This window comes from Aureimonas sp. AU40 (genome assembly GCF_001463785.1).
In the GTDB taxonomy this organism is placed as follows: Bacteria; Pseudomonadota; Alphaproteobacteria; order Rhizobiales; family Rhizobiaceae; genus Aureimonas.
The window spans coordinates 175,161-202,016 of sequence record NZ_BBWL01000010.1; the positions used below are offsets into that span (position 1 = coordinate 175,161).

Below are 26,856 nucleotides of genomic sequence, written 5' to 3' on the forward strand. Positions count from 1 at the left end.
CGGAAGTTCGCGCAAGGGCATGGCAGATCTTCGCAAGAGCGCCGCCGCCGCCGGTCGATCGCCTTGGACGATCATCCGACCGGGGAGGGGATGATGGCCTTCACGCTCGCGCGAGATGGGAGGAGGAGCGGAACGCCCGGTCGGGCGCGACGTTCGGCAGGGATCGCGGGCTCGCCTGGGAGGCCGTCGTTCTGACTGGAGAGAAGCCGATGAAATCCGTTCTTCTGACCGTTGCCGCCCTGATGATCGCAGCCCCACTGCCCGCACTGGCGCAGAGCGCAGCGCCCGCCACGGCTGAGCCGGTCGGCGTCACCCTGCGCTCGCCCGACGGCACGTCGCACGGCACGATCCGCATTACCGAAACGCCGAACGGCGTCTTGCTCGACGGCGACCTGACCGGGCTCGCGGACGGCGAATACGGGTTCCACTTCCATGAGAAAGGGCTTTGCGAAGGCAATTTCGATTCGGCCGGCGGCCATCATAACCCGACCGGCAAAAAGCATGGCTTCGAGACCGAGGGCGGGCCGCATCCCGGCGACATGGCCAATATCTACGTGAAGGACGGCGTGGCGCGCTTCCAGCAATTCAACCCGATGGTTCGGCTTGCCAGTGGCGAAGCGCCCCTGAACGACGCGGACGGAACATCGATCATGGTTCATGGCTCACCGGACGATCATCACTCGCAGCCGAGCGGCAATGCCGGCGCGCGCATGGCCTGCGGCGTGGTCTTCGCCGCTCCCTGAATGACGGCGGTTCCTCGCAGGCGATGGGCACGCGAGGAACCTTCCATCGCGGCTGGCGGGCCCCGATCGGCTCCCCATCCCGGCGATTTCGCCAATCCCTCGAGGCGTCATTCGGCCCGTATTTGGTCGGAACCAATGGTTGGCCGCGACATTCTGACTGCATGATCTCGGCCGGCAGCGCCGGTCCGAGGCCACATTCGAACAAGGAAATTTGCGTATGAAGTCTCTCGTCCTCGCCGCTGGTCTCGCCACGCTTCTGGGTTCCGCCGCCTTCGCCCAGACGGCGACGACGGCCGCCCCGGTCGTCACGGGAACCGCCTCGAACGACGTCATCGTGATCTTGCCCGAGTCCGCAGCCGGCTCGGCGCCCGCGCGCTTCCTGGCGGACGATCTGGAAGGCGAAGACATCTACGGCGCGAACAACGAGAAGATCGGCGATATCGAAGACTTCGTCCTGCGCCCGGACGGCTCGATCGAGGCCGTCGTGGTCGAAGTCGGCGGCTTCCTCGGCATTGGCGAGAAGGACGTGCTGGTCAGCTGGTCGGCGCTGCAGATCGGCGTGCAGGACAACGACCTGCGCATCACCGCGCCCGGCCTGACCCGCGACATCCTGCAGAACGCCCAGGGCGTCGACGTCGACACGCTGGTTCTCGGCCGCGACTGATCCACGACCTTTATCTGAATGGAAAGGCCCGCGCCGTCCTGGCGCGGGCCTTTTCGTGTCGACTTCTCAGGCGGCCTCAGTCGGCGCCCATCCGACTGGCTGGAAGCCGGGCAGGGCCTCCAGATCCGCCAGCCAGCGACGCACCGAAGGGAAGCCTTCCAGCGAGAAGCCACCATCTCCAGCGGTGGCGGTATAGGGATAGAGCGCGATGTCGGCGACGCTCGGCCGGCCGGGGCCGAACCAGGCATGATCCGCCAAGCGCCGCTCCAACACGCCGAGCGCGTTCAAACCGTTCTGCAAGGTCAGCGCCATGCGCTCGGGCGTCGCGACCCCGGCGCGCTCGGGATACACGCTGAGCGAGCGGCGCACGGCGACGCTGACCTCGTGCGCGTTCTGCTCGAAGAACATCCAGCGCAGCGTCTGGGCGCGCTCGAACGGATCGTCGGGCAGGAAGGGCGTTCCCGTCGCGAGATAAACGAGGATGGCGTTGGATTCGGCTAGAAGCCGCCCGTCGTCCAGTTCGAGCAGCGGGCATTGGCCGGCCGGATTGCGCCGGAGAAACTCGGCGGTGCGCGTCGAGCCGTCCCGCGTAGAAACCTCGACATGACGGAAGGGGCGATCGAGCAGCGAGAGCAGGAGACGCGGCTTGTAGCAATTGCCACTGTCGCTCATGCCATAGACGGTCAGCATCGGAAGCCTCCTTGGGATCGATGCCGGTTTGTGCGGGACTCTGCCGCCGCTTTGCCAATTCCTTTTTCGCGTCGAACCCATCAGCGATCTTGATGGGTCCTCGCCTTGCGCTCGCACGGAGGCGGGACTAGGGTCCGCCGATTTTTGCTGACGGCGCGCTCGCGGCGAAGATCGCCAGACAATTCTCTGCTGTTTCCCGGAGCCTCCCTATGGCCTTTCTCGCCGCTTCCCTGGACCGCGTGAAGCCGTCCGCCACCATCGCCGTCTCGCAGAAGGCGCGCGAGCTGAAAGCGCAGGGGCGGGACGTGATCGGCCTCGGTGCCGGCGAGCCGGACTTCGACACGCCCGACAACATCAAGCAGGCGGCCGTCGAGGCCATCGCGCGCGGCGAGACCAAGTACACGCCGATCTCCGGCATCCCGCAGCTGCGCGAGGCGATCTCCAAGAAGTTCAAGCGCGAGAACGGGCTGGACTACAAGCCGGAGCAGACGATCGTCTCGACCGGCGGCAAGCATGTCCTGTTCAACGCCTTCATGGCGACGCTGAACCCGGGCGACGAGGTCGTCATCCCCGCGCCCTACTGGGTCAGCTATCCCGAGATGGTGGCGCTGTGCGGCGGGACGCCGGTCGTGGTAGAGACCCGGCAGGAGGACAATTTCAAGCTGACGGCCGAGGCGCTGGAGCGCGCCATCACGCCGAAGACGAAGTGGTTCCTGTTCAACTCGCCGTCCAACCCGACGGGCGCGGCCTATACGCATGCCGAGCTCAAGGCGCTGACCGACGTGCTGATGCGCCATGAGCATGTCTGGGTCATGACCGACGACATGTACGAGCACCTCGTCTATGGCGACTTCACCTTCGCCACGCCGGCCCAGGTCGAGCCGGCGCTCTACGAGCGCACGATCACGATCAACGGCGTGTCCAAGGCCTATGCCATGACCGGCTGGCGCATCGGCTATGCCGGCGGGCCGCTGAAGCTCATCAAGGCGATGGACATGATCCAGGGCCAGCAGACCTCGGGCGCCTGCTCCATCGCGCAATGGGCGGCGGTGGAAGCGCTGAACGGGACGCAGGACTTCATTCCGAAGAACCGCGCCATGTTCGAGAAGCGCCGCGATCTCGTGGTCTCCATGCTGAACCAGGCGAGCGGCATCGAATGCCCGTCGCCGGAAGGCGCCTTCTACGTCTACCCCTCGGTGAAGGGCCTGATCGGCACCTCGACGGAAGGCGGCAAGCGCATCGAGACGGACGAGGATTTCGTCACCGCGCTTCTGGAGCAGGAAGGCGTCGCGGTGGTTCACGGCACGGCCTTCGGCCTCGGCCCGAACTTCCGCCTGAGCTACGCCACGTCCGACGCGCTTCTGGAAGAAGCCTGCACGCGCATTCAGCGCTTCTGCGGTTCGCTGAAGCGCTGATCGGTTTCGACGGAACGAGACCAGGGGTTGCCGAGCGATCGGCGGCCCTTTTTGTTTGAAGGAAAGCTGCCAGGGAGCCGGTTCGCTTGACGCGGACGCCTGAAAAGAAAAAAGCCGAGCTCCAAGAGCCCGGCCCAAAAATTTGAGATGCCCAAAGCACCTCTGGGAGGAAACGGCCGGTGCAGGGAGTTTGGGAGGAGGTAAACTCGCTACGGCCCGACTAAGATTAAAGCTAAATCCGATTTGCCGAATTGGCCAGCAGCAAAAGCACATGCCTGCCATGCAGGCAGCGCATGAGATGTGTCAGATTGGCGAAAGCCATTCGTGCGTCATAAAAATGACGCCGGCGGTTGGAGGTCGCCCTTCGCAGACCCGTTGGAATACCCAGGTCTCAGTAAGACCAAGTGCGCGCCTTGCCGATCAGGAAGTCGCGGAACACCTTGAGTTTCGCTGCATCGCGCAGCTGTTCGGGATAGCAGAAATACGTGTCGAAGGAGGCGAGGTCCAGATCGGGCAGGACCTGCACGAGCTTGGTGTCCTTGTCGATCATGTAGTCCGGCAGGAGGGCGAGGCCGATGCCGCGCTCGATGGCGGACTTCATCGCCATGAGATTGTTGATCTGCAGGATCGCCGGGCGCATCTGCCCCTCCGGCAGGCCGGCGGTCTCCAGCGCGTTGAGGTTGCGCAAGTAGTTGGGGGCCGGCTCGCCGAAGGTGATGATGCGATGACGGTCGAGATCCTCGGTCGTCTCCGGCGTGCCGTAGCGCGAGAGATAGGCCGGCGCGGCATAGACGTGCATGTGCACGGTGAAAAGGCGGCGCTGGATGAGATCGGGCTGTTGCGGCTGGCGCAGGCGGATCGCCGCGTCCGCCTTGCGCATGGTGAGATCGATCTCCTCGTTGTCGAAGACGAGTTGCAATTCGACATCGGGGTAGAGCTCGAGGAATTCCTGGGCGCGCTGCGTAAGCCAGCCGGAGCCCAGGCCCACCGTCGTGGTCACGCGCAGCTTGCCGGTGGGCTTCTCGCGCGTTTCGGTCAGCTGCATGCGCACGTTCTCGAGCCGTTTGAGAACGTCGCTGGCGGTCTGGTAGAGAAGCTCGCCCGGCTCCGACAGGACGAGCCCGCGCGCATGCCGGTGGAAGAGCGGCGAGCCGATCTCCTGCTCTAGCGCCGCCACCTGCCGCGAGATGGCGGATTGGCTGAGGTTCAGCGCATTGGCCGCATGGGTGAAGGACCCGGCTTCGGCGGCTGCGTGGAATATGCGCAGCTTGTCCCAGTCCAGCGCCATGATCGGTCTCTTCCCCCCGGTTTTTTCGTCTTATTCTGCGGCTTGTCGCTGGGCCTGCGCGTCCAGCGCCTGGCCCGCCAGCCAGCGCTCGGCCTCCAGCGCGGCCATGCAGCCGAGGCCCGCCGCCGTCACGGCCTGCCGATAGATGTCGTCGGCGACATCCCCCGCCGCGAACACGCCTTCGACCGAGGTCTTGGTGGTGCCCGGCTCGACCCAGAGATAATTGCCGTCCTTCTTGCGCAGTTGATCGCCGAAGACCTCGGTCGCCGGCGCGTGGCCGATGGCGACGAACACGCCATCGGTCGCGATCGCCTGCGTCTCGCCGGTCTCGCGGTTGCGCAGCGTGACGCCCGTCACCGACTTCATCGGCTTGGTCTGGCCCGTAATCTCGGCCACTTCGCTGTTCCAGATCACGCGGACATTGTCCTTGGCGAAAAGGCGGTTCTGCATGATGCGCTCGGCGCGGAACTCGGCGCGGCGGTGGACCACCGTCACGGATTTCGCGATATGCGAAAGATAGAGCGCTTCCTCGACCGCCGTGTTGCCGCCGCCCACCACGACCACGTCCTTGCCGCGATAGAAGAACCCGTCGCAGGTGGCGCAGGCCGAAACGCCGAAGCCCTGGAACGCGGCTTCCGATTCCAGGCCGAGCCAGCGGGCCTGCGCGCCGGTCGCGATGATGACGGCATTGGCGGTGTAGGTCGTGCCGCTGTCGCCACGGAAGCGGAAGGGGCGAACGGACAGATCGGCCTCGACGATGAGGTCGGAGGCCATCTCGGCGCCGACATTAAGCGCCTGCGCCTTCATCTCTTCCATCAGGAACGGGCCGGCGATCGGATCGCGATAGCCGGGATAGTTCTCGACATCGGAGGTGATCGTCAGCTGGCCGCCTTCCTGCAGGCCGGCGACGAGCAGCGGCTTCATCATGGCGCGGGCGGCGTAGATCGCGGCCGTGTAGCCGGCCGGGCCGGAGCCGATCACGAGGACTTCGGCAAAACGCTCAGACATGACATCACCCGCGACATGGGACCCGCGACCTTCCCGCGAAACCCGTAAGACCTGACACTGCCGGACATGGCCCCTCGGACATGGCACCGGCCGTTCCTTGTTTCAATACGGGAGCAAGACGGGTCCGACAACCGTCGGAGTTGCCGATGTGCCACAGTTTCCCCGGTTTCAATGCATGGGGTGGACGGCGGCAAAAGGTCTCGATACGTTTTGCGGGCTTTCAACATTGGAAAGGGGAGGCTTCATGATCGATTGCATGTTCGTTTCCCCAGCCGGGGCCCGTCGTCATCCTTCGACGCTTCGCCCGGCTTCTGCCACGCCTCGGGTCTGATTCCCGCCGCAGGCAGCTTCTCCGTGTTGTGTCCGTTGCGGACCCGACGCTCCCCCTGATCCGATCCGCGCCTCGTCGCGGCTTTCCAGGAGACGGCGCAGCTTTGTCGCGCCGGACCATCATGACCGTTTTACCTCAACGTGATCGCGGCGACGCGATCCGCACCGTTCTTCGTTTCACCTTTCACAAGTGGGCCTCCGAGCGCCGGCTGGCCTGGACCATCGCCCTGTCGATCACGCTGGCCACGCTGGCGGACGTGTTCGTGCCCTTCTTCGCTGGGCGGCTGGTGGATGCCGTCGCGCGCGGCGAGATCGCGCGCGAGGCGGCGCTGACGGAAGGCCTTTGGGCGCTCGCCTCGATGGCGGCGCTCGGCCTCGTTTTCCTCGTCTGCCGGCATTTCGCCTGGACCGCCGTCGTGCCGATGACGCTGCGCATCATGCGTCGCGTGGCCGAGGGCGCCTTCGGCCGCGTCCAGCGCTTCTCCACGGACTGGCACGCCAACAGCTTCTCGGGCTCGGTGGTGCGCCAGATCACGCGCGGCATGTGGGCGCTCGACCTCCTGCACGACACGCTTCTGTTGGCGCTGTTGCCCTCCATGGTCGTGCTGCTCGGCACTGTGACGCTGCTCGCCGTGCAATGGCCGATCATGGGCCTCGTGATGGCTATCGGTGCGATCGCCTATGTCGGCATGACGGTCATGCTGTCCATGCGCTACATCGCGCCAGCCTCGCGCGTGTCGAACCGGATGGACACCCGCGTCGGCGGCGTGTTGGCCGACGCGCTCGCCTGCAATGCCGTGGTCAAGGCCTTCGGCGCCGAGCGGCGCGAGGACGCGCGTCTGTCCGGGGCGCTGGGCGACTGGACCCGCGAGACCCATCGCACGTGGATGCGGCACACATGGTCGGGCAGCGCCCAGATCCTGGTGCTCTGGATCGTGCGCGTGTCGATCGCGGGCGTCGCCCTCGCCCTCTGGTGGCAGGGGCAGGCCAGCGCGGGCGATCTCACCTATGTGCTCACGACCTATTTCGTGATGCACGGGTATCTGCGCGAAGTCGGCATGCATGTGAACAACCTGCAGAAGGCCGTCAACGAGATGGAGGAACTGGTGGATCTCCACGACGTCGGCGCGCAGATCGCCGACGCGCCGGGCGCGCCGCCGCTTCGCGTGACGGGAGGCGAAATTCGGTTCGATCGGGTGAGCTTCCACTACGCCGGGCACGGCACGCCGCTCTACGACGGGCTGGACGTGACGATCCGCGCCGGCGAGCGGGTAGGCCTGGTCGGCCATTCCGGCTCGGGCAAGTCGACCTTCGTCAAGCTCGTGCAGCGCCTGCACGACGTGTCGGGCGGCGAAATCCGCATCGACGGGCAGACCGTGGCCGATGTCACGCAGGAGTCGCTGCGTCGGCAGATCGCCATCGTTCCGCAGGAGTCGATCCTCTTCCACCGGTCCTTGCGCGACAACATCGCCTATGGCCGGCCGGAAGCGACAAGGGACGAGATCGAGCGCGCGGCGGCGCTGGCCCATGCGGCGGAGTTCGTCGAACGCCTGCCGCAGGGCTATGACACTATGGTGGGCGAGCGGGGCGTGAAGCTCTCGGGCGGCGAGCGCCAGCGCGTCGCGCTGGCCCGGGCCTTCCTGGCCGACGCGCCGATCCTGATCCTCGACGAGGCGACCTCGGCGCTGGATTCCGAATCGGAGCGGCTGATTCAGGAGGCGATGGAGCGGCTGATGGTCGGGCGCACCGCGCTCGTCATCGCGCACCGTCTGTCCACCGTGCGTGCGCTCGACCGCATCCTCGTCTTCGAGCGGGGGCGGATCGTGGAGGAGGGACCGCATGACGCCCTGATGCGCCGTTCCGGCGGCGTCTATCGCCGGCTGGCGGAGCGCCAGGGCGAACCCTCGCTCCTGCGGGACGCGGGCTAAAGGGGGCGGCTGGAAGCGCTCCGGGCTTTGTTGCCCGGGGCCGCCCCAGCCGCTAGAGGCTGTTATGAACATGGGCATGTCTTGTGTCGGATCAGCGAAGATCAGCCCGGGAGGAGGGAAGATCGGTCAAGACTGGCCGTCTTGGCCGATCTTGCCGACGCTGCGGATGACTTCGCCGATCCGACCCTTCGGGCCGCCCGCCCCGAACCGCCGGAGAGCGTCGCCGGTTTTGCCGGTAGCACCGCTACCGGCTTCACCCGGCTTCTACCCGGCGGATCGGGGCGGGCGGCACAAGACGTGCCCATGCTCATAACAGCCTCTAGAGCCTCTGCGATGAATTCGAATCCACCGCAGAGGCTCATGGCCTCCGATCTTGCCGCATTGTCCGACGGCAAAGCCTATCCGCTTTGCCTGGAAATGCTCTAGAAGCCCAACCAACGGACGGCCGGCGAGGGGATGCGTCGGCCGTCTTTCAGCCTTCGGGGGTCGCGCTATCGTCAGGACCATTGCCCATGTCGCCGCGATCTTCGGCCTGGTCCTGGCCGGCGCCATGCTGCTGCCGGCCTTCGTGGACGCGCTCGACGGAAACCGGGACTGGATCGTCTTCATCGTCTCGGGTGTGGTGATCGCGGCGATCTGCACGCTGATCGCCGTCGCGACGCGCGGCGAGCCCTTCCGGCCGAGCCCGCGTCTCGGCTTTCTCCTCGTCACCACGATCTGGGCGGCGGGCAGCGCGATCGGCGCGGTGCCGATCTATTTCGCTCTGCCAAAACTCGGCCTCGCGGCAGCCGTCTTCGAATCCGTCTCCGGCCTCACCACCACCGGCGCCACGACGATCTCAGGGCTCGACGCGCTGCCGCGCGGCCTCCTCCTCTGGCGCTCGCTGCTCAACTTCATGGGCGGCATCGGCATCATCGGCATGGCCCTCCTGATCTTTCCCTCGCTGCGGGTGGGGGGCATGGCGCTGTTCCATCTGGAAAGCTCGGACCGCTCGGGCCGGCTTCTGCCGCGCGTCAGCCAGCTTTCGGCGGGCATCGTCGCGGTCTATCTCTCGCTGACTCTCCTTTGCACGATCCTTTACTACGCCTTCGGCATGTCGCTGTTCGACGCGGTGAACCATGCCATGTCGACGCTGGCGACGGGCGGCTTCTCCACCCATGACGAATCGCTCGGCTTCTTCCAGTCCGACGCCATCCTTCTCGTCTCCACCGTCTTCATGCTCTTCGGGGCGTTGCCCTTCGTTCTCTATATCCGGTTGTTCCTGCCGCGCCGCTTTCAGCGCTGGCGCGATCCGCAGATCGGGCTGTTTCTCGCCATCTGCCTCGTGCTGACGCTGATTCTGGCGGCCACGCGGCTTTGGATCAACGGCGTGTCGGTGAAGGAGGCCCTGATCTCGTCCGCCTTCAACCTCGTCTCGGTCATCACCACGACCGGCTTCGTGTCGGAGGATTTCACGCTCTGGTCGAACGCGGCGATCGGCGTCTTCTTTCTCGCCATGTTCATCGGCGGCTGCTCCGGCTCGACGGCGGGTGGCATCAAGGTGAACCGCATCATCATTCTCTACGCTCTGGTGCGGGCCAACTTCCGGCGCGTGATCCGGCCCCATTCGGTGCAGCGGCTGAAATACGGCCATGACGACATCTCGCTGGAAACGCTGCAGAGCGTGACCATCTTCATCTTCCTGTTCTTTCTCTCGCTGCTGGTCGGAACCACGGTTCTGGCGATCTGTGGCCTCGACCTTCTCACCGCCTTCTCCGCCTCGCTGACGGCGGTCGGCAATGTCGGCCCGGGCTTTGGGCAGCTGATCGGCCCCGCCGGAAACTTCTCCTTCCTGTCGGCCCCGGCGCTTTGGATCCTGTCCTTCCTGATGCTGATCGGTCGCCTCGAACTCGTGACCGTGCTGGTGCTCCTATCCCCGAGCTTCTGGAGAGATTAGGAATGTCTTTCGGCGCTCCCCGGGGTCGACTGGCCGGTCTTTCCTGTCGGCCACTTCGTCGCGAATGCTTGGCCGTGCCGCCGGCATCGACTGCGCTTCGCTTCTCGTGATCCAACAAGAAGTCCTCGCCCATCCTCCGCCCGGAGAACGCCGAAAGACATTCCGATGCGCATTGTCTTCATAAATCTCGACCGCGCCACCGAGCGCCGCGCCTTCATGGAGCGGCAGGGCGAGCGGCTGGGACTCGCGTTCGCGCGGGTTCGCGCGGTGGACGCGGGGGAGATCGGGGAGGCTGTTGCCGCTGGGCTGAACGGGCGGTGGGAGCGGCCGCTAACACGGGCCGAACTCGGCTGCTTCCTGTCCCATCACGGGCTCTGGCGGGAGATCGCCTCGGGCGGCGAGCCGGTGCTGGTGCTGGAGGACGATGCGATCCTCTCGCGCCGCCTGCCCGAAACGCTGCCGCGTCTCCTCGCCTTCGAGCGGGCCGAGTTCCTCAATCTGGAGAGCTTCGAGCGCCGCCGCTTCGTGGCGCGGCGCGCGCTCGATCTTGGAGAAGGCGTCGCGGTGCGCCGGGTGTTTCGCGATAAGTCGGGCTCGGCGGCGTATCTCCTTTGGCCGGCCGGCGCGCGAAAACTTTTGGCGCGGGCCGAGCGGGGCGCGGCGCCGGTGGACGCCTTCCTGCACGGCTTGAGCTCGCTTGTCTCTTGGCAGGCCGAGCCGGCGCTGGCGATCCAGGCGCATCTTTGGGAGCGGCGCAGCGGCTGCGCCGAGATCAGCGGCGCGACCTCGATCCAGGCGCCGCGCGGGCGGCTGTCTCTGACCCCGGCCAACTGGCCGTTTCACGGGCGGCGGGTGATGACGCAAATACGGCTGGCCGGGCAGCACCTGAGACGCCTCGGCCCGGCCACCTACCAGCGCACAACACTGCGCGACGAAGACTTCAGCTGGGACCCCACAGCCTGTCGTAGACGGCGTTGATCGCCTCCGCCTCGCGGGCTAGGGGAAACTCGGCGCGGGCCTTGGCAAGCGCCGCCGTGGAGCCCGCAGCGCGAAGCGCGTCGTCCGCCATCCAGCGCTCGATGGCCGCGATCATCGCCGAGAGATCGCCCGGGGGAACGATCGTGCCGGTCTCCTCTGTCACGACATCGGAGAACACGCCGACATCGGCGGCGATGACCGGCACGCCGGTGGACATGGCCTCCAGCGGCGTCAGGCCGAAGCCCTCCCAGCGCTGCGGCGCGACGAAGAGATCGAGCGCCTGATACAAATGTTCGATGTCGCGATGCTCGCCGACGAAGAGGATGCGATCGGCAAGCCCCGCCGTCTCGACGCGTTGCTTGAGATCGGCCTCGAACGATTGGTGCTCCCCCGTCGCGCGGCCGGCGATCACGGCCTGCCAGCCGGGATGATGCGGCAAAAGCGCGATCATCGCCTCCACGAAAAGGTCCGTGCCCTTCTGCCGGCGCACGCGGCCGAAGCAGCCGAGCGTGCGCGAGGAGGGGGCAAGGCCGAGGGCTTCGCGCGCCGCCTCGCGGCTGGCGGCGGGGCGAAACCGGGTCTGGTCGATGCCGTGGGTGACGACAGTATGGGGAACCGAGAGATAGGCGCCGGTGCGCGTGCTGGTCGCGATCACCGCGTCCATGCGCGAGATGAGCCAGCGTGTGTAGCCGGTGTGGCGGCGCTGCGAGGCGGAGGTGAAGACGAGGCGCAGCGGCATGCGCAACACGTCCCGCAACAGGATGCCGGGCAGCATCTCGACATTGCGCCTGGCGTGCCAGATGCGGAAGGGTCGGCCTTCGGGCCTGCGCCAAAGGCCGGGCAGGTCGCGCCACCGGAGCTTGGGCAGATGCGCGGGCAGGCCGGGGCCAAGGGCCCGGATGTCGAGCGCCTTGGCCTGTTCGGGAACGAGCTGGATGATCGTGGAGGTGACGCCCGACAGGCGGCGCTTGAAATTGGGCGCGATCACCAGGGCCCGGCGGACCGGGCCGCCGGGCTGACCCGCTTTGCTCACGCCGCCGCCTGGATGGCGGCGTCGAGTTCGCGCAGCTCCGCCTCGTAGCGGGCGATGCGCTCTTCGGCCTCCGGGCCGGACATGAACTGCCGGGCGCTTTCCAGATTGTCCTTCAGGTCCGCGCGCTTGACCGAGCGGGCGAGCGGCAGCGCGACGGCGCGGGCGACGAAGGCCTGATCGCTTTCGCCTTCGCGCCGCGTCAGCGCATCGACGGCCGCGACGATCTCGGGCGAAAAGCCCTTGGCGGCGAGCGCACTCAGCGTCCAGCCGGGGCCTTTCTCGACCACGTCGTGGAGGAGGGCGACGATGCGCTCGTCCTCGCCGCAGACGCAGCCGGCGACGCGGCGTAAGTGAGCCAGGAAAGGACGCCCGCGCTTGTCGAGCTGGCCTTCATGGGCGACCGAGGCGATGGCCTCGGCCTTTTCAAGGGGAGAAGTCGGCATGTCGGAACGCGCTCAGACCCAGCGCAATTCGATGATCTCGTAGGAGCGGGCGCCGCCCGGCGCGGCCACTTCGACCGTGTCGCCCTCGCTCTTGCCGATCAGCGCGCGCGCGATGGGGGAGGAGATGGAGATGCGGCCCTGCTTCACGTCGGCCTCGGCATCGCCGACGATCTGGTAGACCTTCTCCTCCTCGGTGTCCTCGTCCACGAGCTTCACCGTGGCGCCGAACTTGACGCGATCGCCGGACAGCTTGGAAACGTCGATGACCTCGGCGCGCGCGGTCAGATCCTCCAGCTCGCCGATCCGGCCCTCGTTGAGGCTCTGCGCCTCCTTGGCCGAATGATATTCGGCGTTCTCGGACAGGTCGCCATGGGCGCGCGCTTCCGAAATCGCGGTGATGATCCGGGGGCGTTCTTCCTGCTGGCGGCGGCGAAGCTCTTCCTTGAGCGTCTCGAACCCGCTGACAGTCATCGGCACTTTTTCCATGCCCTCTACCCTTACATTCCCGACGCCCGGCGGGGGCCGGACCGTCTTGCTTTGTCCGGCCCTTGCCGGAAGTAAAAAGCCGGCCGGCTTCCCATGAGGAAACCAGCCGACCGGACATTCATGATAGGACGAGTCTATACAGGCTCGCCCTGAACTCAAGCGGTCTGAAAATAGGACTGAAGCGAGCGCACTTCAAGATTACCCGCCTTCAGCGCCGCGATGGCCTGGGCCGCGGCCTCCATGCCGGCGAGCGTCGTGAAGTAGGGCACCTTGTGCATCAGGGCCGCGCGGCGAAGCGAACGCGAGTCCGATAGTGCCTTGGCACCCTCGGTCGTGTTGAGGACGATCTGGACCTGACGGTTGCGGATCGCGTCCTCGATATGCGGACGCCCTTCCAGCACCTTGTTCACCTTCTCGGCCGCGACGCCGTTCTCGGCCAGGAAGCGATGCGTGCCCTCGGTCGCCGAGATGCGGAAGCCGAGCGCGGCCATGCGCTGGACGGTGCCCAGCATCTTGGGCTTGTCGCCGTCGCGCACCGAGACGAACATCGCCCCCTCGCGCGGCAGGTCCACCGAGGCGCCGAGCTGCGCCTTGGCGAAGGCGAGCGCGAAGTCGGTGTCGAGGCCCATGACCTCGCCGGTGGAGCGCATCTCGGGGCCCAGCAGCGTGTCGACGCCGGGGAAGCGGGCGAAGGGGAACACCGCCTCCTTCACCGCGATGTGCTTGAGGTTCTTCACGTCCGGCTTGCCGCCATAGGCCGCGAAGGCGGCATCCAGCGTCTCGCCCGCCATGATGCGCGCGGCGATCTTGGCGACCGGCGAGCCGATCGTCTTGGCGACGAAGGGCACGGTGCGCGAGGCGCGGGGGTTCACTTCCAGAACGTAGATGTCGTCGCCCTTGATGGCGAACTGCACGTTCATCAACCCGCCGACCTTCAAGGCCAAAGCCATGTCGCGGGTCTGGCGCTCCAACTCGTCGGTGATGGCGCGCGAGAGCGAGTGGACGGGGAGGGAGCAGGCGGAGTCGCCGGAATGGATGCCGGCTTCCTCGATATGTTCCATGATGCCGACCACGAACGTGTCCGTGCCGTCGCTGAGGCAGTCGACGTCGACCTCCGTCGCGTCCGAAAGGTAGCTGTCGATCAGCACCGGCGACTTGCCGGAGACGACCACGGCTTCCTTCATGTAGCGGGCGAACTGCGTGTCGCCGCGCACGATCTCCATCGCGCGCCCGCCCAGCACGTAGGAGGGGCGGATCACCACGGGATAGCCGATGCGATCCACGATCTCGCGCGCTTCCTCGACGGAGCGGGCGATGCCGTTGTTGGGCTGGCGCAGGTTGAGGTCGTGCAGCAGCTTCTGGAAGCGGTCGCGGTCCTCGGCCAGGTCGATCGCGTCCGGCGAGGTGCCGAGGATCGGAATGCCGGCCTCTTCCAGCGCCTCGGCGAGCTTCAGCGGCGTCTGGCCGCCGAACTGGACGATGACGCCGTGCAGCGTGCCGCGCGATTTCTCGACGCGCAGGATTTCGAGCACGTCCTCGGCCGTCAGCGGCTCGAAGTAGAGACGGTCCGACGTGTCGTAGTCGGTCGAGACGGTCTCGGGATTGCAGTTGATCATGATGGCTTCGAGGCCGGCGTCGCGCAGCGCGAACGCGGCGTGGCAGCAGCAATAGTCGAACTCGATGCCCTGGCCGATCCGGTTGGGACCGCCGCCCAGGATCACGACCTTCTTGCGGTCGGATACGCCGGCCTCGGAGCGCACCTCACCGGCGAAGGGCCGCTCGTAGGTCGAGTACATGTAGGGGGTGGGCGAGGCGAACTCGGCGGCGCAGGTGTCGATGCGCTTGAAGACGGGATGAACGTCGAGCCGCTCGCGCAGGGCCTGGACGTCGCTCTCAGCTTTGCCGGCGAGCTTGGCGAGGCGCGCGTCGGAGAAGCCGACCGACTTCAGGAAGCGCAGGTTCTCGGCGTCGTCCGGCAGACCGGCCGTCTTGATCTTGGCTTCCAGGTCGATGATCGCCTTGAAGCGGTCGATGAACCAGGGATCGATCTTGGAGGAGCGGTGAACCTGCTCCTTGCTGGCGCCCTCGCGCAGGGCCTGCGCCACCATGCGCAGGCGATCGGGCGTCGGCGTGCCGAGCGCGGCGCGAATGGCGTTCTTGTCGTCGCCTTCGCCAAGGCCTGGGATCACGATCTCGTCCAGACCGTCGAGGCCGGTCTCGAGGCCGCGAAGCGCCTTCTGCAGCGATTCCTCGAAGGTGCGGCCGATCGCCATGACCTCGCCGACCGACTTCATGGCCGTGGTAAGGACCGGCGAGGCGCCGGGGAACTTCTCGAAGGCGAAACGCGGGATCTTGGTGACGACATAGTCGATCGTCGGCTCGAACGAAGCGGGCGTCGCGCCGCCGGTAATGTCGTTCTTGAGTTCGTCCAGCGTGTAGCCGACCGCCAACTTGGCGGCGATCTTGGCGATCGGGAAGCCGGTGGCCTTGGAAGCCAGAGCCGACGAGCGCGAGACGCGCGGGTTCATCTCGATGACGACGAGACGGCCGTTCTCGGGGTTCACCGCGAACTGCACGTTGGAGCCGCCGGTCTCGACGCCGATCTCGCGCAGCACCGCGATCGAGGCGTTGCGCATCACCTGATATTCTTTGTCGGTCAGCGTCAGCGCGGGGGCCACGGTGATGCTATCGCCGGTGTGGACGCCCATCGGATCGACGTTCTCGATGGAGCAGACGATGATGCAGTTGTCCGCCTTGTCGCGGACGACCTCCATCTCGTACTCTTTCCAACCGAGCACCGACTCTTCGATCAGGACTTCGGTGGTCGGCGAGGCGTCGAGGCCGCCCTCGATGATCTCGAAGAACTCGGAGCGATTGTAGGCGATACCGCCGCCCGTGCCGCCCATGGTGAAGGAGGGGCGGATGATGGCGGGCAGGCCGACATGCTCCAGCGCCTCGGCCGCAGCGCCCATGGCGCGCGCCATGTAGCGTTGCTTGCGCTCGGTCTCGCCGAGGTTCCACTCGTTCTCCAGCACCTGCAGCGCGCCGTCGCGCTCCGGCCCGTCGGAGGTCGCGCGGATCGCCGCCGCGCGGCGCTCTTCATGCGCCAGCCGGTCGGCCTGCTTGGCCTCGGTGGCGTTGGCGAGATAGCTCTTCGGCGTTTCCAGGCCGATCTTGGCCATGGCCTCGCGGAACAGGGCACGGTCCTCGGCCTTGTCGATGGCGGTGGCGTCGGCGCCGATCATCTCGACATTGTACTTGTCGAGGACGCCCATGCGCTTCAGGCTGAGAGCGGTGTTGAGCGCGGTCTGTCCGCCCATGGTCGGCAGGATCGCGTCCGGCCGCTCCTTGGCGATGATCTTGGCGACCACTTCCGGCGTGATCGGCTCGATATAGGTGGCGTCGGCGAGATCGGGGTCGGTCATGATCGTCGCCGGATTGCTATTGACGAGGACGATCCGGTAGCCCTCCTCGCGCAGCGCCTTACACGCCTGCGTGCCGGAATAATCGAACTCGCAGGCCTGGCCGATGATGATGGGGCCGGCGCCGACGATCAGGATGGTTTTGATATCTTGGCGCTTGGGCATGGCTGATCCGTCTGTTCGATCGTGCGCAGACACCCCGCGCCGCAAGCGGCCGGGGTGTCTTTGCGAGGAAATTCAAGGCTAAGGCCGGCTTATAGGGAATCGCGCCGGCCGGCGAAAGGGCGAAACGGCGCTTTTGCCCGGATTCATTCGGCGGCTCGTTCGGCAGCCGGGGCGGGCGGCTTGACGATCTCGCCGGCCGAACGGGGCAGGCGGCGCCCGTCGTAGCGATCGCAGCCCAGCGCCAGGGCAAGGCAGGCGAGCTCCACCGCGCGGGGAATCTCGACGCGTTTTCCGTCTCGGTCCCCCTTTTCGTAATATTGGATGACGCGCTTCTTAAGCCCGAGAAGGTCGGCCGCGTCCTTCTGCTTGAGACCCATCTCGCGCCGCCACTGGCGGAAGCCGTCCGAATCCATCGCACTCGTCATATCCGCACGCTCCACTCTATGGAGCTTGGCGCCGAGTTCAGCTTCGCTCAACCCACCCGGCGCAAGCTCATTCAAGCTCCGCTGCGGCGTCGTAGCAAATCCCGTTTCCAGCGCAACAAAAAATGCACTCCGTGCGCCAGTTCGCTCTTGTCGAGGTGCACTTTGTGCGCATCTATAGATGAGCGAAGGCAAAAAAAGCCGATTTCGCTGAAACCACCAGTCTTTAACCGGGAAGGGAAATGCCATGCTTGCTGACCTGATCGTCAGCCGCTCCACCTGTGGAGCCGATCGCAATCGCGACGACCTGCACCGCCACGCCACGTTCAGCTGTGGGTTCCACAATGTCGTGCGTCGCCTGTTCCGGATGTTCCGCTCCGCATGAGCTGGAACCGATCTGCGAACTGCAGGGGAGACGACCACTAGAAGGCGCCGGGTCGACCGGCGCCTTTTTCGTGTCAGGAGCCGTAGAAGCCGAGGCTGGGCTCGAGCCGCTCGAAGGTTTCGTTCATCGCATAGGCGCGCGACAGGAACGGGACGGCGAAATGGCCGTAGCGGATGGAGAGCTGTTCCTCGGCCGCCAATTCCCCGGCGCCGGCGAATTTCGCCATGTAGAGCGCGACGGCGAGACCGGTTCGATCCGAGCCCGACATGCAGTGGATGAGGATCGGGCCTTCGGCATTCTCGACGGCCTTGTAGAAGGCGGCGACCATGTCGTCGTTAAGCGCCCGGCCGGCGGACCAGGAGAGATCGACGAGATGTGCGCCGCGCCGTTCGGCCACCGCGCGCTCTTCGTCGTACCAAGGCGTGCCGACATGCGGCCCGCGCAGGTTGATGACCGTGCGAATCCCTTCCTTCTGGAGAAGGGATTCGAACTCAGTCGGCCCGAGCGTGCCGGATCGGTAGAGCCGGTGCTCGATCACGGTGTGGATGTTCCCGGTCCATTGCTGAACGCCGAGAAAGCCGAGCCCCGCGAGGAGGGGCGCGGCATAGGCGAGCCTTTTTAGATGCATCGCCAAGCGCATGGGTCTTACGCCGCCTTGCCGGTGCGGTGATCGTCGATCATCGCGAAGAAGCGCTGGAACAGGTAGTGCGAGTCCTGCGGCCCCGGCGAGGCCTCGGGGTGGTGCTGGACGGAGAAGACCGGCTGACCCTTGAGGCGAAGGCCGCAATTGGTACCGTCGAAGAGCGAGATGTGGGTCTGCTCGACCGTCTCGGGCAGCGAGGCGGGGTCCACCGCGAAGCCGTGGTTCATCGACACGATCTCGACCTTGCCGGTGGTGAAGTCTTTCACCGGATGGTTCGCGCCGTGATGGCCCTGGTGCATCTTCTCCGTGCGACCGCCGAGCGCCAGCGCCAGAAGCTGGTGCCCCAGGCAGATGCCGAACATGGGAATGCCGGTCTTCGACAGTTCCTGGATCACCGGCACGGCATATTCGCCGGTCGCGGCCGGGTCGCCCGGGCCGTTGGACAGGAAGATGCCGTCCGGCTTGTGCTTCAGGATTTCGGCGGCGCTGGTGGTGGCCGGCACGATGACGACGCGCGCGCCATGTCCCGACATCAGGCGCAGGATGTTGCGCTTGGCGCCGTAGTCGATGGCGACGATCGTGTAATCCGGATGCGCGGTGCTGCCATAGCCGGCGTTCCAGACCCAGGGGCCTTCGGTCCAGACTTCCTCGCTCGCCGTCGCGGCGTCCTTGGCGAGATCGAGGCCAACGAGACCGCTCCATTCGGCGGCCTTGCGCTTCAGCGCCTCGACGTCGAACACGCCGTCGGCGCGATGCGCGATCACGGCGTTGGGCATGCCCTTCTCGCGGATCAGCGCGGTGAGCGCCCGGGTGTCGATGCCCGACAGGGCGACGACGCCGCGCTTCTTCAGCCAGGCGTCGAGACCGCCGGCCGAACGGTAGTTGGACGGGGCGGAGACTTCGGCGCGGAAGATCGCGCCGACCGCACCGATGCTGTTGTCCGGGACGAGATCCTCGACGTCCTCGTCATTGGCGCCGACATTGCCGATATGGGGAAAGGTGAAGGTGACGATCTGCCGGGCGTAGGACGGATCGGTCAGGATTTCCTGATAGCCTGTGAGGGAGGTGTTGAAGCAGACCTCGCCCAGCGCTTCCCCTTCGGCGCCGATCCCGTCGCCTTCGATCACGGTTCCGTCTGCGAGCACCAACAAGGCAGTCGGTGTCCTCTGCGGCCAGTTTGCGCTCATGGGGTGCGTCTCCGTCGGGGTCCAATCGGGCGTATCGAGGCCGCGCGACGCGGCCGAGCCCTTCCGGAGCGTTTCTATCGCGCCACAGACGCCCGAACGCAACCCTCTTCTCGGTGGAGAACGCCGCCGTCCCCTTGCAAATGCGGTGCACAAAACTTAATGCATTGTGAATGCGAGGGGCGCGTGGACTGGATCCGCACCCTCGAACCGTGTCCGAGAGAGCAGGTCCTCAGGCCCGCGTCCGAACAGTTAAGCAGTGTACGACGACAGGATGATGACGACGCGGCCTGCCGAGGCCGTCTTTCTCTCCGCTTCGCATGCCTTCACCCCCAGGTCAGTTTCCCGAACTAGGATGCTTGCCCATTCGGCATGGGTCCATCCGAGCTTTCGCCCGGGACGCGGCTTTGCCGCGCGGGGCGACACATAGGACAGACGCGTATGCGTGAACAAATCGCAGTCGCCCTCCAAGAGGCCTGCACGTCCGGCGACAAACGGCGCGCCTGCCTCCTGCGGCTCATCAATGCGGCCATTCGCGACCGCGACGCCGCCAGCCGCATGGCCGGGCGCGACAAGGTTCCCGACAGCGACATCGCGGGCATTCTGCAGCTTCTCGCCGAACAGCGCGAGCGCAGCGCCAACGACATGGCCGAGAAGGGCCGCAACGAGGATGCCGCGCGCGAGCGCGCCGACGCCGCCACGATCCGCTTCTTCCTGCCGGCGGCCCTGCCGGTGGTGGAAATGGTGGAAGCCTGCCGGCAGGCGGTCAGCGACACCGGCGCCAAGGGCCTGCGCGATGTCGGCCGCTGCATGAGCGCCATCAAGGAGCGCTATCACGACAAGGTCGACATGGTTCAGGCTTCGGGCGTGGTGCGCTCGCTTCTCAGTTGAAGGCGGGTAGGGCGGTTTTGGCGCCCGAGCCCTTTTCACATTCCCCGACGCATCGGGTCAGGCCGTCCGTTCGGCCAGTTCCCGTGCCGTCGCCTCGTGATAGCGGATCACCTCGCGTACCACGAAGGCCAGATACTTCTCCGCGAAGTCTGGGTCGAGCTTGGCAGCCAGCGCGAGTTCGCGCAGCCGCGCCACCTGGCGTGCTTCCCGCGCCGGATCGGCGGGCGGCAAGGCGTGCTCGGCCTTCAGGACGCCGACGCGTTGCGTGCAGCGGAAGCGCTCGGCCAGCATGTGGATGATCGCCGCGTCGATATTGTCGATGCTGTCGCGCAGCTTCTGAAGTTCCGGCAAGGGAGCCTGCTCTTGCATGTCGGCCGTCCGTGGCTGAATTCGCGCCGAGGCGCCACGCCCGCTGGATAGGCCCATGCGCGCGCTTCGTCAAAGGGCAGGGCCTTCGGGCAAAGGCTTGGCCGAACCTGTGGATTGGGGTGGATAAGGGGGACGCTGGACTGCGCGGCCGAGCGGGGCCATGGTATTTCACGCCTTTGAAGCCGATATCTCCCCCATGCGCTTCTCACCGAGCTTCCTGGACGAGATCCGGGCCCGAATTCCGATCTCCGACGTCGTCGGCCGCCGCGTCACCTGGGACCGGCGAAAGACGCAGCCGTCGCGCGGCGATTATTGGGCCTGCTGCCCGTTCCATGGGGAGAAGTCGCCCTCGTTCCACTGCGAGGATTCCAAGGGCCGTTATCACTGCTTCGGCTGCGGCGTATCGGGCGATCATTTCCGCTTTCTGACCGAACTCGAGGGCCTCAGCTTTCCCGAGGCGGTGGAGCGGCTGGCCGGCGAGGCGGGCGTGCCCATGCCCGCGCGCGACGCCGAGGCCGAGAAGCGCGAGGAAGGGCGCGGCGGGCTGATCGCCGCGATGAAGCTCGCCAGCGACTTCTTCCGCCAGACCCTGCAGGAAAGCGAAGGCGCCAAGGCGCGCGCCTACCTGCGCGATCGCGGCATGAACCCGGTGACGCAGAAGCTCTTCGGCGTCGGCTACGCGCCGGAAGGGCGCAATCGGCTGAAGGAGTTCCTGGCAGCCAAGGGCGTGGCGCGCGACGAGATCGAGGCGGCCGGCCTCGTCGTTTCGGGCGAGGGCATCGCGGTGTCCTACGACCGGTTCCGCGATCGCATCATGTTTCCCATTCTCGACGCGCGCGAGCAGCCCATCGCCTTCGGCGGCCGGGCCATGTCGTCGGATGTCTCGGCGAAATATCTGAACTCGCCGGAAACCGACATCTTTCACAAGGGCAACGTCCTCTACAATTTCGCCCAGGCCCGGCGCGCTTCGAAGGCGGCGGGAACGCTGGTGGTGGCCGAAGGTTATATGGACGTCATCGCGCTCCACCAGGCCGGTTTCGACCATGCCGTCGCCCCGCTCGGCACGGCGCTGACCGAGCGCCAGCTGGAGCTGCTCTGGCGCACGGTCGCCGAGCCCATCCTCTGCTTCGACGGCGACGCGGCGGGCGTGAAGGCCGCCAACCGCGCCGCGCAGATCGCCCTGCCGCTCTTGAAGCCCGGCCGCTCGCTGCGCTTCGCTCTCCTGCCCGAGGGCAAGGACCCCGACGATCTCCTGAAGGCGGACGGGGCGGATGCGATGCGCGCGGTGCTCGGTCGGGCCCGGCCGCTGGCCGACCTCCTTTGGATGCGCGAGACCGCCAGCGGCACGTTCGACACGCCCGAACGCCGCGCCGAGCTGGAGCAGAGGCTGAAGGGCCTCGTGCGCGGCATCGAGGACGAGAGTGTGCGCCGCCACTATCTCAGCGACATGGACGGCCGCCTGCGCTCCTTCTTCGGGCCGCCCGCCGGCAACGGCTACAATCGCGGCGGCGGCGACTGGCAGGGGCGTAAGGGCGGGCAGGACCGGGGCGGCCGCTCGGGCATGGGAGGCGGGGGCGGCAACAATGGTCGCTCCGGCATGGGCGGCAGCGGCGGGCTCGGCGGCCGGCGCTCGGCCGTTTCGGAGCGGCTGAGCCGCAGCACGATGCTGCGCCCGCCCGGCGGGCAAGGCGCGTCGCTCCGCGAGATTTCCATCGTGATCGGCTTCATCAACCACCCGCTGCTGCTGCGCGAGGCCTTCGACTATCTCGCCGATCTGGAACTGCCCCCCGGCGATCTCGAACAGCTGCGCTCGGCGGTGATCGACGTCTATGCGGACGAGCTTCACCATTCGCGCGAGGAGCTTTTGGCCGCGATCGAGCGGCAAGGTCTTCTTCCCGTCTTCGACGCGTTCGAGATGCAGCTGCGGTTGGTGCGGCTCTGGTCGGTCCTGTCCAACGCCGCGCTGGAGGACGCGCGCGAAGCCGTCCGTCAGGCGCTTCACTTGCATCACAAATTTCGATCGCTACATAGGGAACTGAAGGCGGCCGAGCAGACACTCGCCGTAGACGGCGATGAACTCGCTTACGCCCAGGTCGTTGAAATCAAGCGAGAGATCAACAATCTAGCGGGAACCGAGGCGCTGATCGACGGGTTTGGTGTTCTGTCCGGCCGACCCGCCAAGGGAATTTGACGGTTCGTCCGGGTCGGGCGAAACGAGGCTCGTCTATGAAAACGGCCAAAATTTGCCGCGAAAAGGCGGCAAAGCCTTGACTCGGCGGATCGAAAGCACAAACACCGCTCGGATGTGTCGGACGTAGTGCTGCAATGACGGCCGCCCTTTCGGACGGCGGATGCGAAAGAGGTCGGCGATCGCTTCAACCTGCTCATGGTTAAGCGATTCTTTACGGCAGGGCGTTTATGAGCGGGGAGCGCGATTCCCCACTCATCGACCGCGCGAATTGGAGATGAATGCGCATGGCGACGAAGGTCAAGGAAGGCGAGATGGCCGTCGATGAGCGTCAGGAGACGCCTGACAGTCCTCTGCTGGACCTCTCGGACGATGCCGTCAAGAAGATGATCAAGGCCGCCAAGAAGCGCGGCTTCGTCAGCATGGACAAATTGAACTCGGTTCTTTCGGCCGAGGACGTGACGTCGGAACAGATCGAAGATCTGATGGCCATGCTGAGCGACATGGGCATCAACGTCGTCGAGGACGACGAGGGCGAAGAGGCCGAGGAAAAGGAAACCGAGGAGAGCGGCTCGACCGAACTCGCCGAGGTCTCGAACAACGCCGTCGCCACGACCACCCGCAAGGAATCGAACGACCGCACCGACGACCCCGTGCGCATGTATCTGCGCGAGATGGGTTCGGTGGAGCTTCTGTCGCGCGAAGGCGAAATCGCCATCGCCAAGCGCATCGAGGCCGGCCGCGAGACGATGATCGCAGGGCTCTGCGAGAGCCCGCTGACCTTTCAGGCCATCATCATCTGGCGTGAGGAACTGAACGAAGGCAACATCATGTTGCGCGAGATCGTCGATCTCGAGGCGACCTATGCCGGCCCCGAGGCCAAGATGCCCTCCGCCCCGCCGGCGGAAGAGGCCGAAGGCGCTCTGCCCGGCGCCCGGCCGGACGGCGAACTGCGCCCCGGCGAGGAAGAGGACGACGAGGACGATCTCGAGAATTCGCTGTCGCTCGCCGCGATGGAAGCCGAGATCCGTCCGCAGGTCATGGCGATCTTCGACGTCATCGCCGAGAACTACAAGCGCCTGCGGAAGCTGCAGGACCAGCAGGTGGAGAACCGCCTCGCCGCGCAGGGCACCCTGTCGCAGAGCCAGGAGCGCTCCTATCACAAGCTGAAGGAAGACCTGATCGCGGCGGTGAAGTCGCTGTCGCTGAACCAGAACCGCATCGACGCTCTGGTGGCGCAGCTCTACGACATCAACAAGCAGCTCGTCGGCAACGAGGGGAGGCTCTTGCGCCTTGCCGAGTCGCATGGCGTGAAGCGCGAGGAATTCCTCAAGAGCTATCAGGGCACGGAACTCGATCCGAACTGGGTCCAGTCCATCGCCAATCTGTCGGGCAAGGGCTGGCTGAAGTTCGTTCAGGCCGAGCGCGAGCAGATCCGCTCGCTTCGCCAGGAGATCCAGAGCCTTGCCACGATGACGGGTCTCGAGATCATCGAGTTCCGCCGCATCGTCCATATGGTTCAGAAGGGCGAGCGCGAAGCGCGTCAGGCGAAGAAGGAAATGGTCGAGGCCAATCTGCGCCTCGTCATCTCCATCGCGAAGAAATACACGAACCGTGGCCTGCAGTTCCTGGACCTCATTCAGGAAGGCAATATCGGCCTGATGAAGGCCGTGGACAAGTTCGAGTACCGGCGCGGCTACAAGTTCTCGACCTATGCGACTTGGTGGATCCGGCAGGCGATCACGCGTTCGATCGCCGATCAGGCCCGTACGATCCGCATCCCGGTCCATATGATCGAGACGATCAACAAGATCGTACGCACCTCGCGCCAGATGCTGCACGAGATCGGCCGCGAGCCGACCCCGGAAGAGCTGGCCGAAAAGCTGGCTATGCCGCTGGAAAAGGTCCGCAAGGTCCTGAAGATCGCCAAGGAGCCGATCTCGCTCGAAACGCCGGTGGGCGACGAGGAGGATTCGCATCTCGGCGACTTCATCGAGGACAAGAATGCGATCCTGCCGATCGACGCGGCGATCCAGGCGAACCTACGCGAGACCACGACGCGGGTTCTGGCCTCGCTGACGCCGCGCGAAGAGCGTGTCCTGCGTATGCGCTTCGGCATCGGCATGAACACCGACCACACGCTGGAAGAGGTCGGCCAGCAGTTCTCCGTGACGCGCGAGCGCATTCGCCAGATCGAGGCCAAGGCGCTGCGTAAGCTCAAGCACCCCAGCCGGTCGCGCAAGCTGCGCTCGTTCCTCGATAGCTAAGCCGGTCTTATCGCATCGAACAAAGGCGCCTCAGGGCGCCTTTTTCATATCAGATCGTCTTATGAGGAAGAGGCGAGGCGAGACCTTGCGGCTGCGGCCGGCGAGCGCTCGCGCGCCTGGGCGGTGCGATGCGAGAGAATGGCCATGACCATGAGTGCGCCGATTACCGTCACATGCTCGGTCGCGGTATGGAAATGCTCCAGCGCCGGCTCGCCCTCCATGGCCCAGAAGCGATGCACCAGGAGGATCGTCAGGCCGGTATAGGTGGCGAGCGCGCCCGTGCCGAGCCAAGCTGCGCGATCGAGGATCACCAGCGCCGAGCCGACGAGGAGCGTCGCGATGCTGAGGAGCACGAGCGGCGCGGCGGGCTCGACGCCGAAGGCTTGGAACTCCCCGACGGCGGCGCGAAAGCCCAGAAGCTGCCCCAACCCGGCGCCCCAGAAGACGAAGGTCAGGACGACGCGCGAGACGAGAAGGAAGCGCCTCGATTCCAGAAGGCGCGCGAGAAAAGATGGCATAGCGGTTCTCCCGAACGGATGCCGCCATCAGGCCGCTCTCTTTATTCTCTGTCCAGCCGCGTTTTTCCCCACAATCCCGTGCCTGCGTTGAGCGAATCGGCGCGTCGATGAACCGGAGATGAACGAGGTCTTCCTCCCGCGTTCAGGCGCGGGGCTGCAACCTGGGGATCAAGGCCCTCTCGGTGGCCTCCCGATTCTCAGGAGATTTACATGACGTTTCGTCCCGTTCGATCCCTGCTTCTCGGCCTGGCGCTTGCCGGCGGTCTCTGGGCCCCCTCGCAGGCCGCGCCGTTCGAAGCGCCGGCCACGGTGCAGACGATCCAGTATCGCAGCGACGGCCCCTATGGCTGGCACGAGCGGCGGGGCCGCGACGAGCGCTGGCATGATCGTCGCGGCTGGCGCGAAGATCGCCACGGCCGGCGCGACGGCATCTGCCGCCCGGGTCTGGCGCTCGAAAAGGCCGCCCGAATGGGCGTGCGGCGCGGCGACATCGTGCGCGTCACCCCGCGCAGCGTGACGGTCGCCGGGTTCCGGCGCGGCCATCCGATCGCGGTGCGCTTCGCGCAGGTGCGCGGTTGCCCCGTGATCGGATAAGCGAAGCCTAAGACGATCCGTCAAGCATAGGCTGAAAGAGAAAAGGGGAAAGCCGAAATCCGGCTTTCCCCTTTTTCGTGCTTGGAACATGGGACGATTGCCTGCGGGTGGAGGACGGCCGGGAGATTGTCTCCCCTCGCGACGAAGCGAGCGGGAAGAAAGCCCGGCCAGCCGACCCCTGCAGATTTTGCGTTGGGCTTCTTAGTCCGCCAGTTCGTAGACGATCCGCACCTCGGCGCGCACCGCGTTTTCACCGGTTTCCACGGCCATGCTGTCGCTTCTCGCGGATGCGGCCATCTTCATTTCCATGAGCGGGACGGGGGGCATGGGCTCGGCCCGCGCGGCGCCGTCCTGGATCACCAAGACCCGGCCGAGCTTCTGGCCGGAGGCGTCCGCCAGCGTTTCCGCCCGCGCCCGCGCGTCGGCCACGGCGAGGCGGCGCGCTTCCTTCGACACGTCGGCCGGGTCGGCGATCTCGAAGCGGATCGAGCCACCCTCGTTGACGCCGAGCTTCACGGCGCGATCCATGATCTCGCCGAGCTTGGAAAGGTCGCGCACCTTCACCGACAGCGTGTTGCGCACCTCGTATCCGACGATCTTGGGCGGGGACTGCTGGCCGTCCTGCCGGTTGTCAGTCTGATACTGCGGCGAGATCTGGAAGCCGGCGGTCTGGAGATCGCGCTTTTCCACCCCGAACTCCGCCATGGCTTTGGCCACGGCTCCGACCGCTTCGCTGGCCTGTTTCGTTGCCTCGGCGGCGGTGGGCGCGTCGCGTAGGACGGTGAGCTGCGTCACGGCCAGATCAGGCGCGCGAAACGCCGTGCCCTCGCCGCCGACTTCGATCCGGGCGGGTGGGCGGGGCGGGG

Annotated in this window: 25 protein-coding genes; 12 read left to right on the forward strand and 13 right to left on the reverse strand. The window is 66.1% G+C overall.

What is annotated here, in order from left to right; genetic code table 11:
• Positions 1 to 209 precede the first annotated feature (209 nt).
• Both AUL32_RS04450 and AUL32_RS04455 read left to right on the forward strand, forming a co-directional pair.
• Positions 210 to 743, forward strand: a complete 534-nt coding sequence (locus tag AUL32_RS04450) for a superoxide dismutase family protein (RefSeq protein ID WP_062112064.1) — start codon at positions 210 to 212, stop codon at positions 741 to 743.
• Between the two features lie 217 nt (positions 744 to 960).
• Positions 961 to 1,407: a PRC-barrel domain-containing protein gene (locus AUL32_RS04455; protein ID WP_062112066.1), complete on the forward strand. Its 447-nt coding sequence runs from the start codon at positions 961 to 963 to the stop codon at positions 1,405 to 1,407.
• A 66-nt stretch (positions 1,408 to 1,473) separates the two neighbouring features.
• Here the strand turns inward: AUL32_RS04455 and AUL32_RS04460 are convergent, their stop codons facing one another.
• Positions 1,474 to 2,097, reverse strand: coding sequence for a glutathione S-transferase family protein (locus tag AUL32_RS04460; RefSeq protein ID WP_062112069.1), 624 nt, complete (start codon positions 2,095 to 2,097; stop codon positions 1,474 to 1,476).
• A gap of 209 nt (positions 2,098 to 2,306) precedes the next feature.
• Here AUL32_RS04460 and AUL32_RS04465 point away from each other — a divergent pair, with 209 nt between their 5' ends.
• On the forward strand, positions 2,307 to 3,512 hold the full coding sequence (locus tag AUL32_RS04465; protein ID WP_062112071.1) for a pyridoxal phosphate-dependent aminotransferase: 1,206 nt from the start codon (positions 2,307 to 2,309) through the stop codon (positions 3,510 to 3,512).
• Positions 3,513 to 3,903: 391 nt separating this feature from the next.
• Here the strand turns inward: AUL32_RS04465 and AUL32_RS04470 are convergent, their stop codons facing one another.
• Complete coding sequence (locus tag AUL32_RS04470; protein ID WP_082639249.1) at positions 3,904 to 4,800, reverse strand: LysR family transcriptional regulator; 897 nt, start codon at positions 4,798 to 4,800, stop codon at positions 3,904 to 3,906.
• 30 nt (positions 4,801 to 4,830) lie between these two features.
• Positions 4,831 to 5,808, reverse strand: coding sequence for a thioredoxin-disulfide reductase (trxB, locus tag AUL32_RS04475; RefSeq protein ID WP_062112073.1), 978 nt, complete (start codon positions 5,806 to 5,808; stop codon positions 4,831 to 4,833).
• Positions 5,809 to 6,260: 452 nt separating this feature from the next.
• On the opposite strand from trxB, the gene AUL32_RS04480 reads away from it, so the two are divergent.
• The 4 genes from AUL32_RS04480 (at position 6,261) to AUL32_RS04490 (ending at position 10,980) form a co-directional block, all read left to right on the forward strand.
• A complete protein-coding gene (locus AUL32_RS04480) occupies positions 6,261 to 8,066 on the forward strand; it encodes an ABC transporter ATP-binding protein (RefSeq protein WP_062112131.1) in 1,806 nt (601 codons plus the stop codon).
• Positions 8,067 to 8,207: 141 nt separating this feature from the next.
• Positions 8,208 to 8,492, forward strand: coding sequence for a hypothetical protein (locus AUL32_RS24990; RefSeq protein ID WP_156421318.1), 285 nt, complete (start codon positions 8,208 to 8,210; stop codon positions 8,490 to 8,492).
• Positions 8,493 to 8,604: 112 nt separating this feature from the next.
• Positions 8,605 to 10,002, forward strand: a complete 1,398-nt coding sequence (locus AUL32_RS04485; RefSeq protein WP_082659275.1) for a TrkH family potassium uptake protein — start codon at positions 8,605 to 8,607, stop codon at positions 10,000 to 10,002.
• 165 nt (positions 10,003 to 10,167) lie between these two features.
• Positions 10,168 to 10,980, forward strand: coding sequence for a glycosyltransferase family 25 protein (locus tag AUL32_RS04490; protein WP_062112077.1), 813 nt, complete (start codon positions 10,168 to 10,170; stop codon positions 10,978 to 10,980).
• Here the strand turns inward: AUL32_RS04490 and AUL32_RS04495 are convergent.
• From AUL32_RS04495 to AUL32_RS25875, 5 genes are all read right to left on the reverse strand, one after another.
• Entirely contained in the window at positions 10,943 to 12,013 is a 1,071-nt protein-coding gene (locus AUL32_RS04495) for a glycosyltransferase family 4 protein (protein WP_062112078.1), read from the reverse strand. The two genes, AUL32_RS04490 and AUL32_RS04495, sit on opposite strands and share 38 nt — an antisense overlap.
• Positions 12,010 to 12,456, reverse strand: coding sequence for an HD domain-containing protein (locus AUL32_RS04500; protein ID WP_061975301.1), 447 nt, complete (start codon positions 12,454 to 12,456; stop codon positions 12,010 to 12,012). The genes AUL32_RS04495 and AUL32_RS04500 overlap by 4 nt, the downstream gene beginning before the upstream one ends.
• Positions 12,457 to 12,468: 12 nt before the next feature.
• Entirely contained in the window at positions 12,469 to 12,942 is a 474-nt protein-coding gene (greA, locus tag AUL32_RS04505) for a transcription elongation factor GreA (protein WP_061975303.1), read from the reverse strand.
• A gap of 155 nt (positions 12,943 to 13,097) precedes the next feature.
• Entirely contained in the window at positions 13,098 to 16,529 is a 3,432-nt protein-coding gene (gene carB, locus AUL32_RS04510; RefSeq protein ID WP_062112081.1) for a carbamoyl-phosphate synthase large subunit, read from the reverse strand.
• Between the two features lie 143 nt (positions 16,530 to 16,672).
• The gene (locus AUL32_RS25875) at positions 16,673 to 17,200 is read right to left on the reverse strand and encodes a helix-turn-helix domain-containing protein (RefSeq protein WP_244497640.1); all 528 of its coding nucleotides are present in this window, start codon (positions 17,198 to 17,200) and stop codon (positions 16,673 to 16,675) included.
• On the opposite strand from AUL32_RS25875, the gene AUL32_RS24995 reads away from it, so the two are divergent.
• Positions 17,199 to 17,336: a hypothetical protein gene (locus tag AUL32_RS24995; RefSeq protein ID WP_156421087.1), complete on the forward strand. Its 138-nt coding sequence runs from the start codon at positions 17,199 to 17,201 to the stop codon at positions 17,334 to 17,336. The two genes, AUL32_RS25875 and AUL32_RS24995, sit on opposite strands and share 2 nt — an antisense overlap.
• 73 nt (positions 17,337 to 17,409) lie before the next feature.
• Here the strand turns inward: AUL32_RS24995 and AUL32_RS04520 are convergent, their stop codons facing one another.
• Together AUL32_RS04520 and carA are read right to left on the reverse strand one after the other, a co-directional pair.
• Positions 17,410 to 17,964 carry a tyrosine-protein phosphatase gene (locus AUL32_RS04520; protein WP_244497644.1) on the reverse strand — a complete coding sequence of 185 codons (555 nt, stop codon included), beginning with the start codon at positions 17,962 to 17,964 and terminating at the stop codon, positions 17,410 to 17,412.
• A 17-nt stretch (positions 17,965 to 17,981) separates the two neighbouring features.
• Positions 17,982 to 19,166: a glutamine-hydrolyzing carbamoyl-phosphate synthase small subunit gene (carA, locus tag AUL32_RS04525; protein ID WP_062112083.1), complete on the reverse strand. Its 1,185-nt coding sequence runs from the start codon at positions 19,164 to 19,166 to the stop codon at positions 17,982 to 17,984.
• A 438-nt stretch (positions 19,167 to 19,604) separates the two neighbouring features.
• On the opposite strand from carA, the gene AUL32_RS04530 reads away from it, so the two are divergent.
• Positions 19,605 to 20,054 carry a GatB/YqeY domain-containing protein gene (locus AUL32_RS04530; RefSeq protein WP_062112085.1) on the forward strand — a complete coding sequence of 150 codons (450 nt, stop codon included), beginning with the start codon at positions 19,605 to 19,607 and terminating at the stop codon, positions 20,052 to 20,054.
• A 57-nt stretch (positions 20,055 to 20,111) separates the two neighbouring features.
• Here AUL32_RS04530 and AUL32_RS04535 read toward each other — a convergent pair whose 3' ends face one another.
• Entirely contained in the window at positions 20,112 to 20,423 is a 312-nt protein-coding gene (locus tag AUL32_RS04535; RefSeq protein WP_062112086.1) for a chorismate mutase, read from the reverse strand.
• Between the two features lie 196 nt (positions 20,424 to 20,619).
• On the opposite strand from AUL32_RS04535, the gene dnaG reads away from it, so the two are divergent.
• Positions 20,620 to 22,614, forward strand: coding sequence for a DNA primase (gene dnaG, locus AUL32_RS04540; RefSeq protein ID WP_062112089.1), 1,995 nt, complete (start codon positions 20,620 to 20,622; stop codon positions 22,612 to 22,614).
• Positions 22,615 to 22,898: 284 nt separating this feature from the next.
• Positions 22,899 to 24,878 (forward strand): RNA polymerase sigma factor RpoD, encoded by a 1,980-nt coding sequence (rpoD, locus tag AUL32_RS04545; RefSeq protein ID WP_062112091.1) that lies wholly within the window; start codon positions 22,899 to 22,901, stop codon positions 24,876 to 24,878.
• A 59-nt stretch (positions 24,879 to 24,937) separates the two neighbouring features.
• On the opposite strand, the gene AUL32_RS04550 is transcribed toward rpoD, so the two are convergent.
• Positions 24,938 to 25,396 (reverse strand): DoxX family protein, encoded by a 459-nt coding sequence (locus AUL32_RS04550; protein ID WP_062112093.1) that lies wholly within the window; start codon positions 25,394 to 25,396, stop codon positions 24,938 to 24,940.
• A gap of 210 nt (positions 25,397 to 25,606) precedes the next feature.
• Here AUL32_RS04550 and AUL32_RS04555 point away from each other — a divergent pair, with 210 nt between their 5' ends.
• The gene (locus AUL32_RS04555; protein WP_062112095.1) at positions 25,607 to 25,990 is read left to right on the forward strand and encodes a hypothetical protein; all 384 of its coding nucleotides are present in this window, start codon (positions 25,607 to 25,609) and stop codon (positions 25,988 to 25,990) included.
• Between the two features lie 201 nt (positions 25,991 to 26,191).
• Here AUL32_RS04555 and AUL32_RS04560 read toward each other — a convergent pair.
• A partial coding sequence (locus tag AUL32_RS04560) for an SIMPL domain-containing protein (RefSeq protein ID WP_062112097.1) occupies positions 26,192 to 26,856 on the reverse strand: 665 nt, incomplete at its 5' end.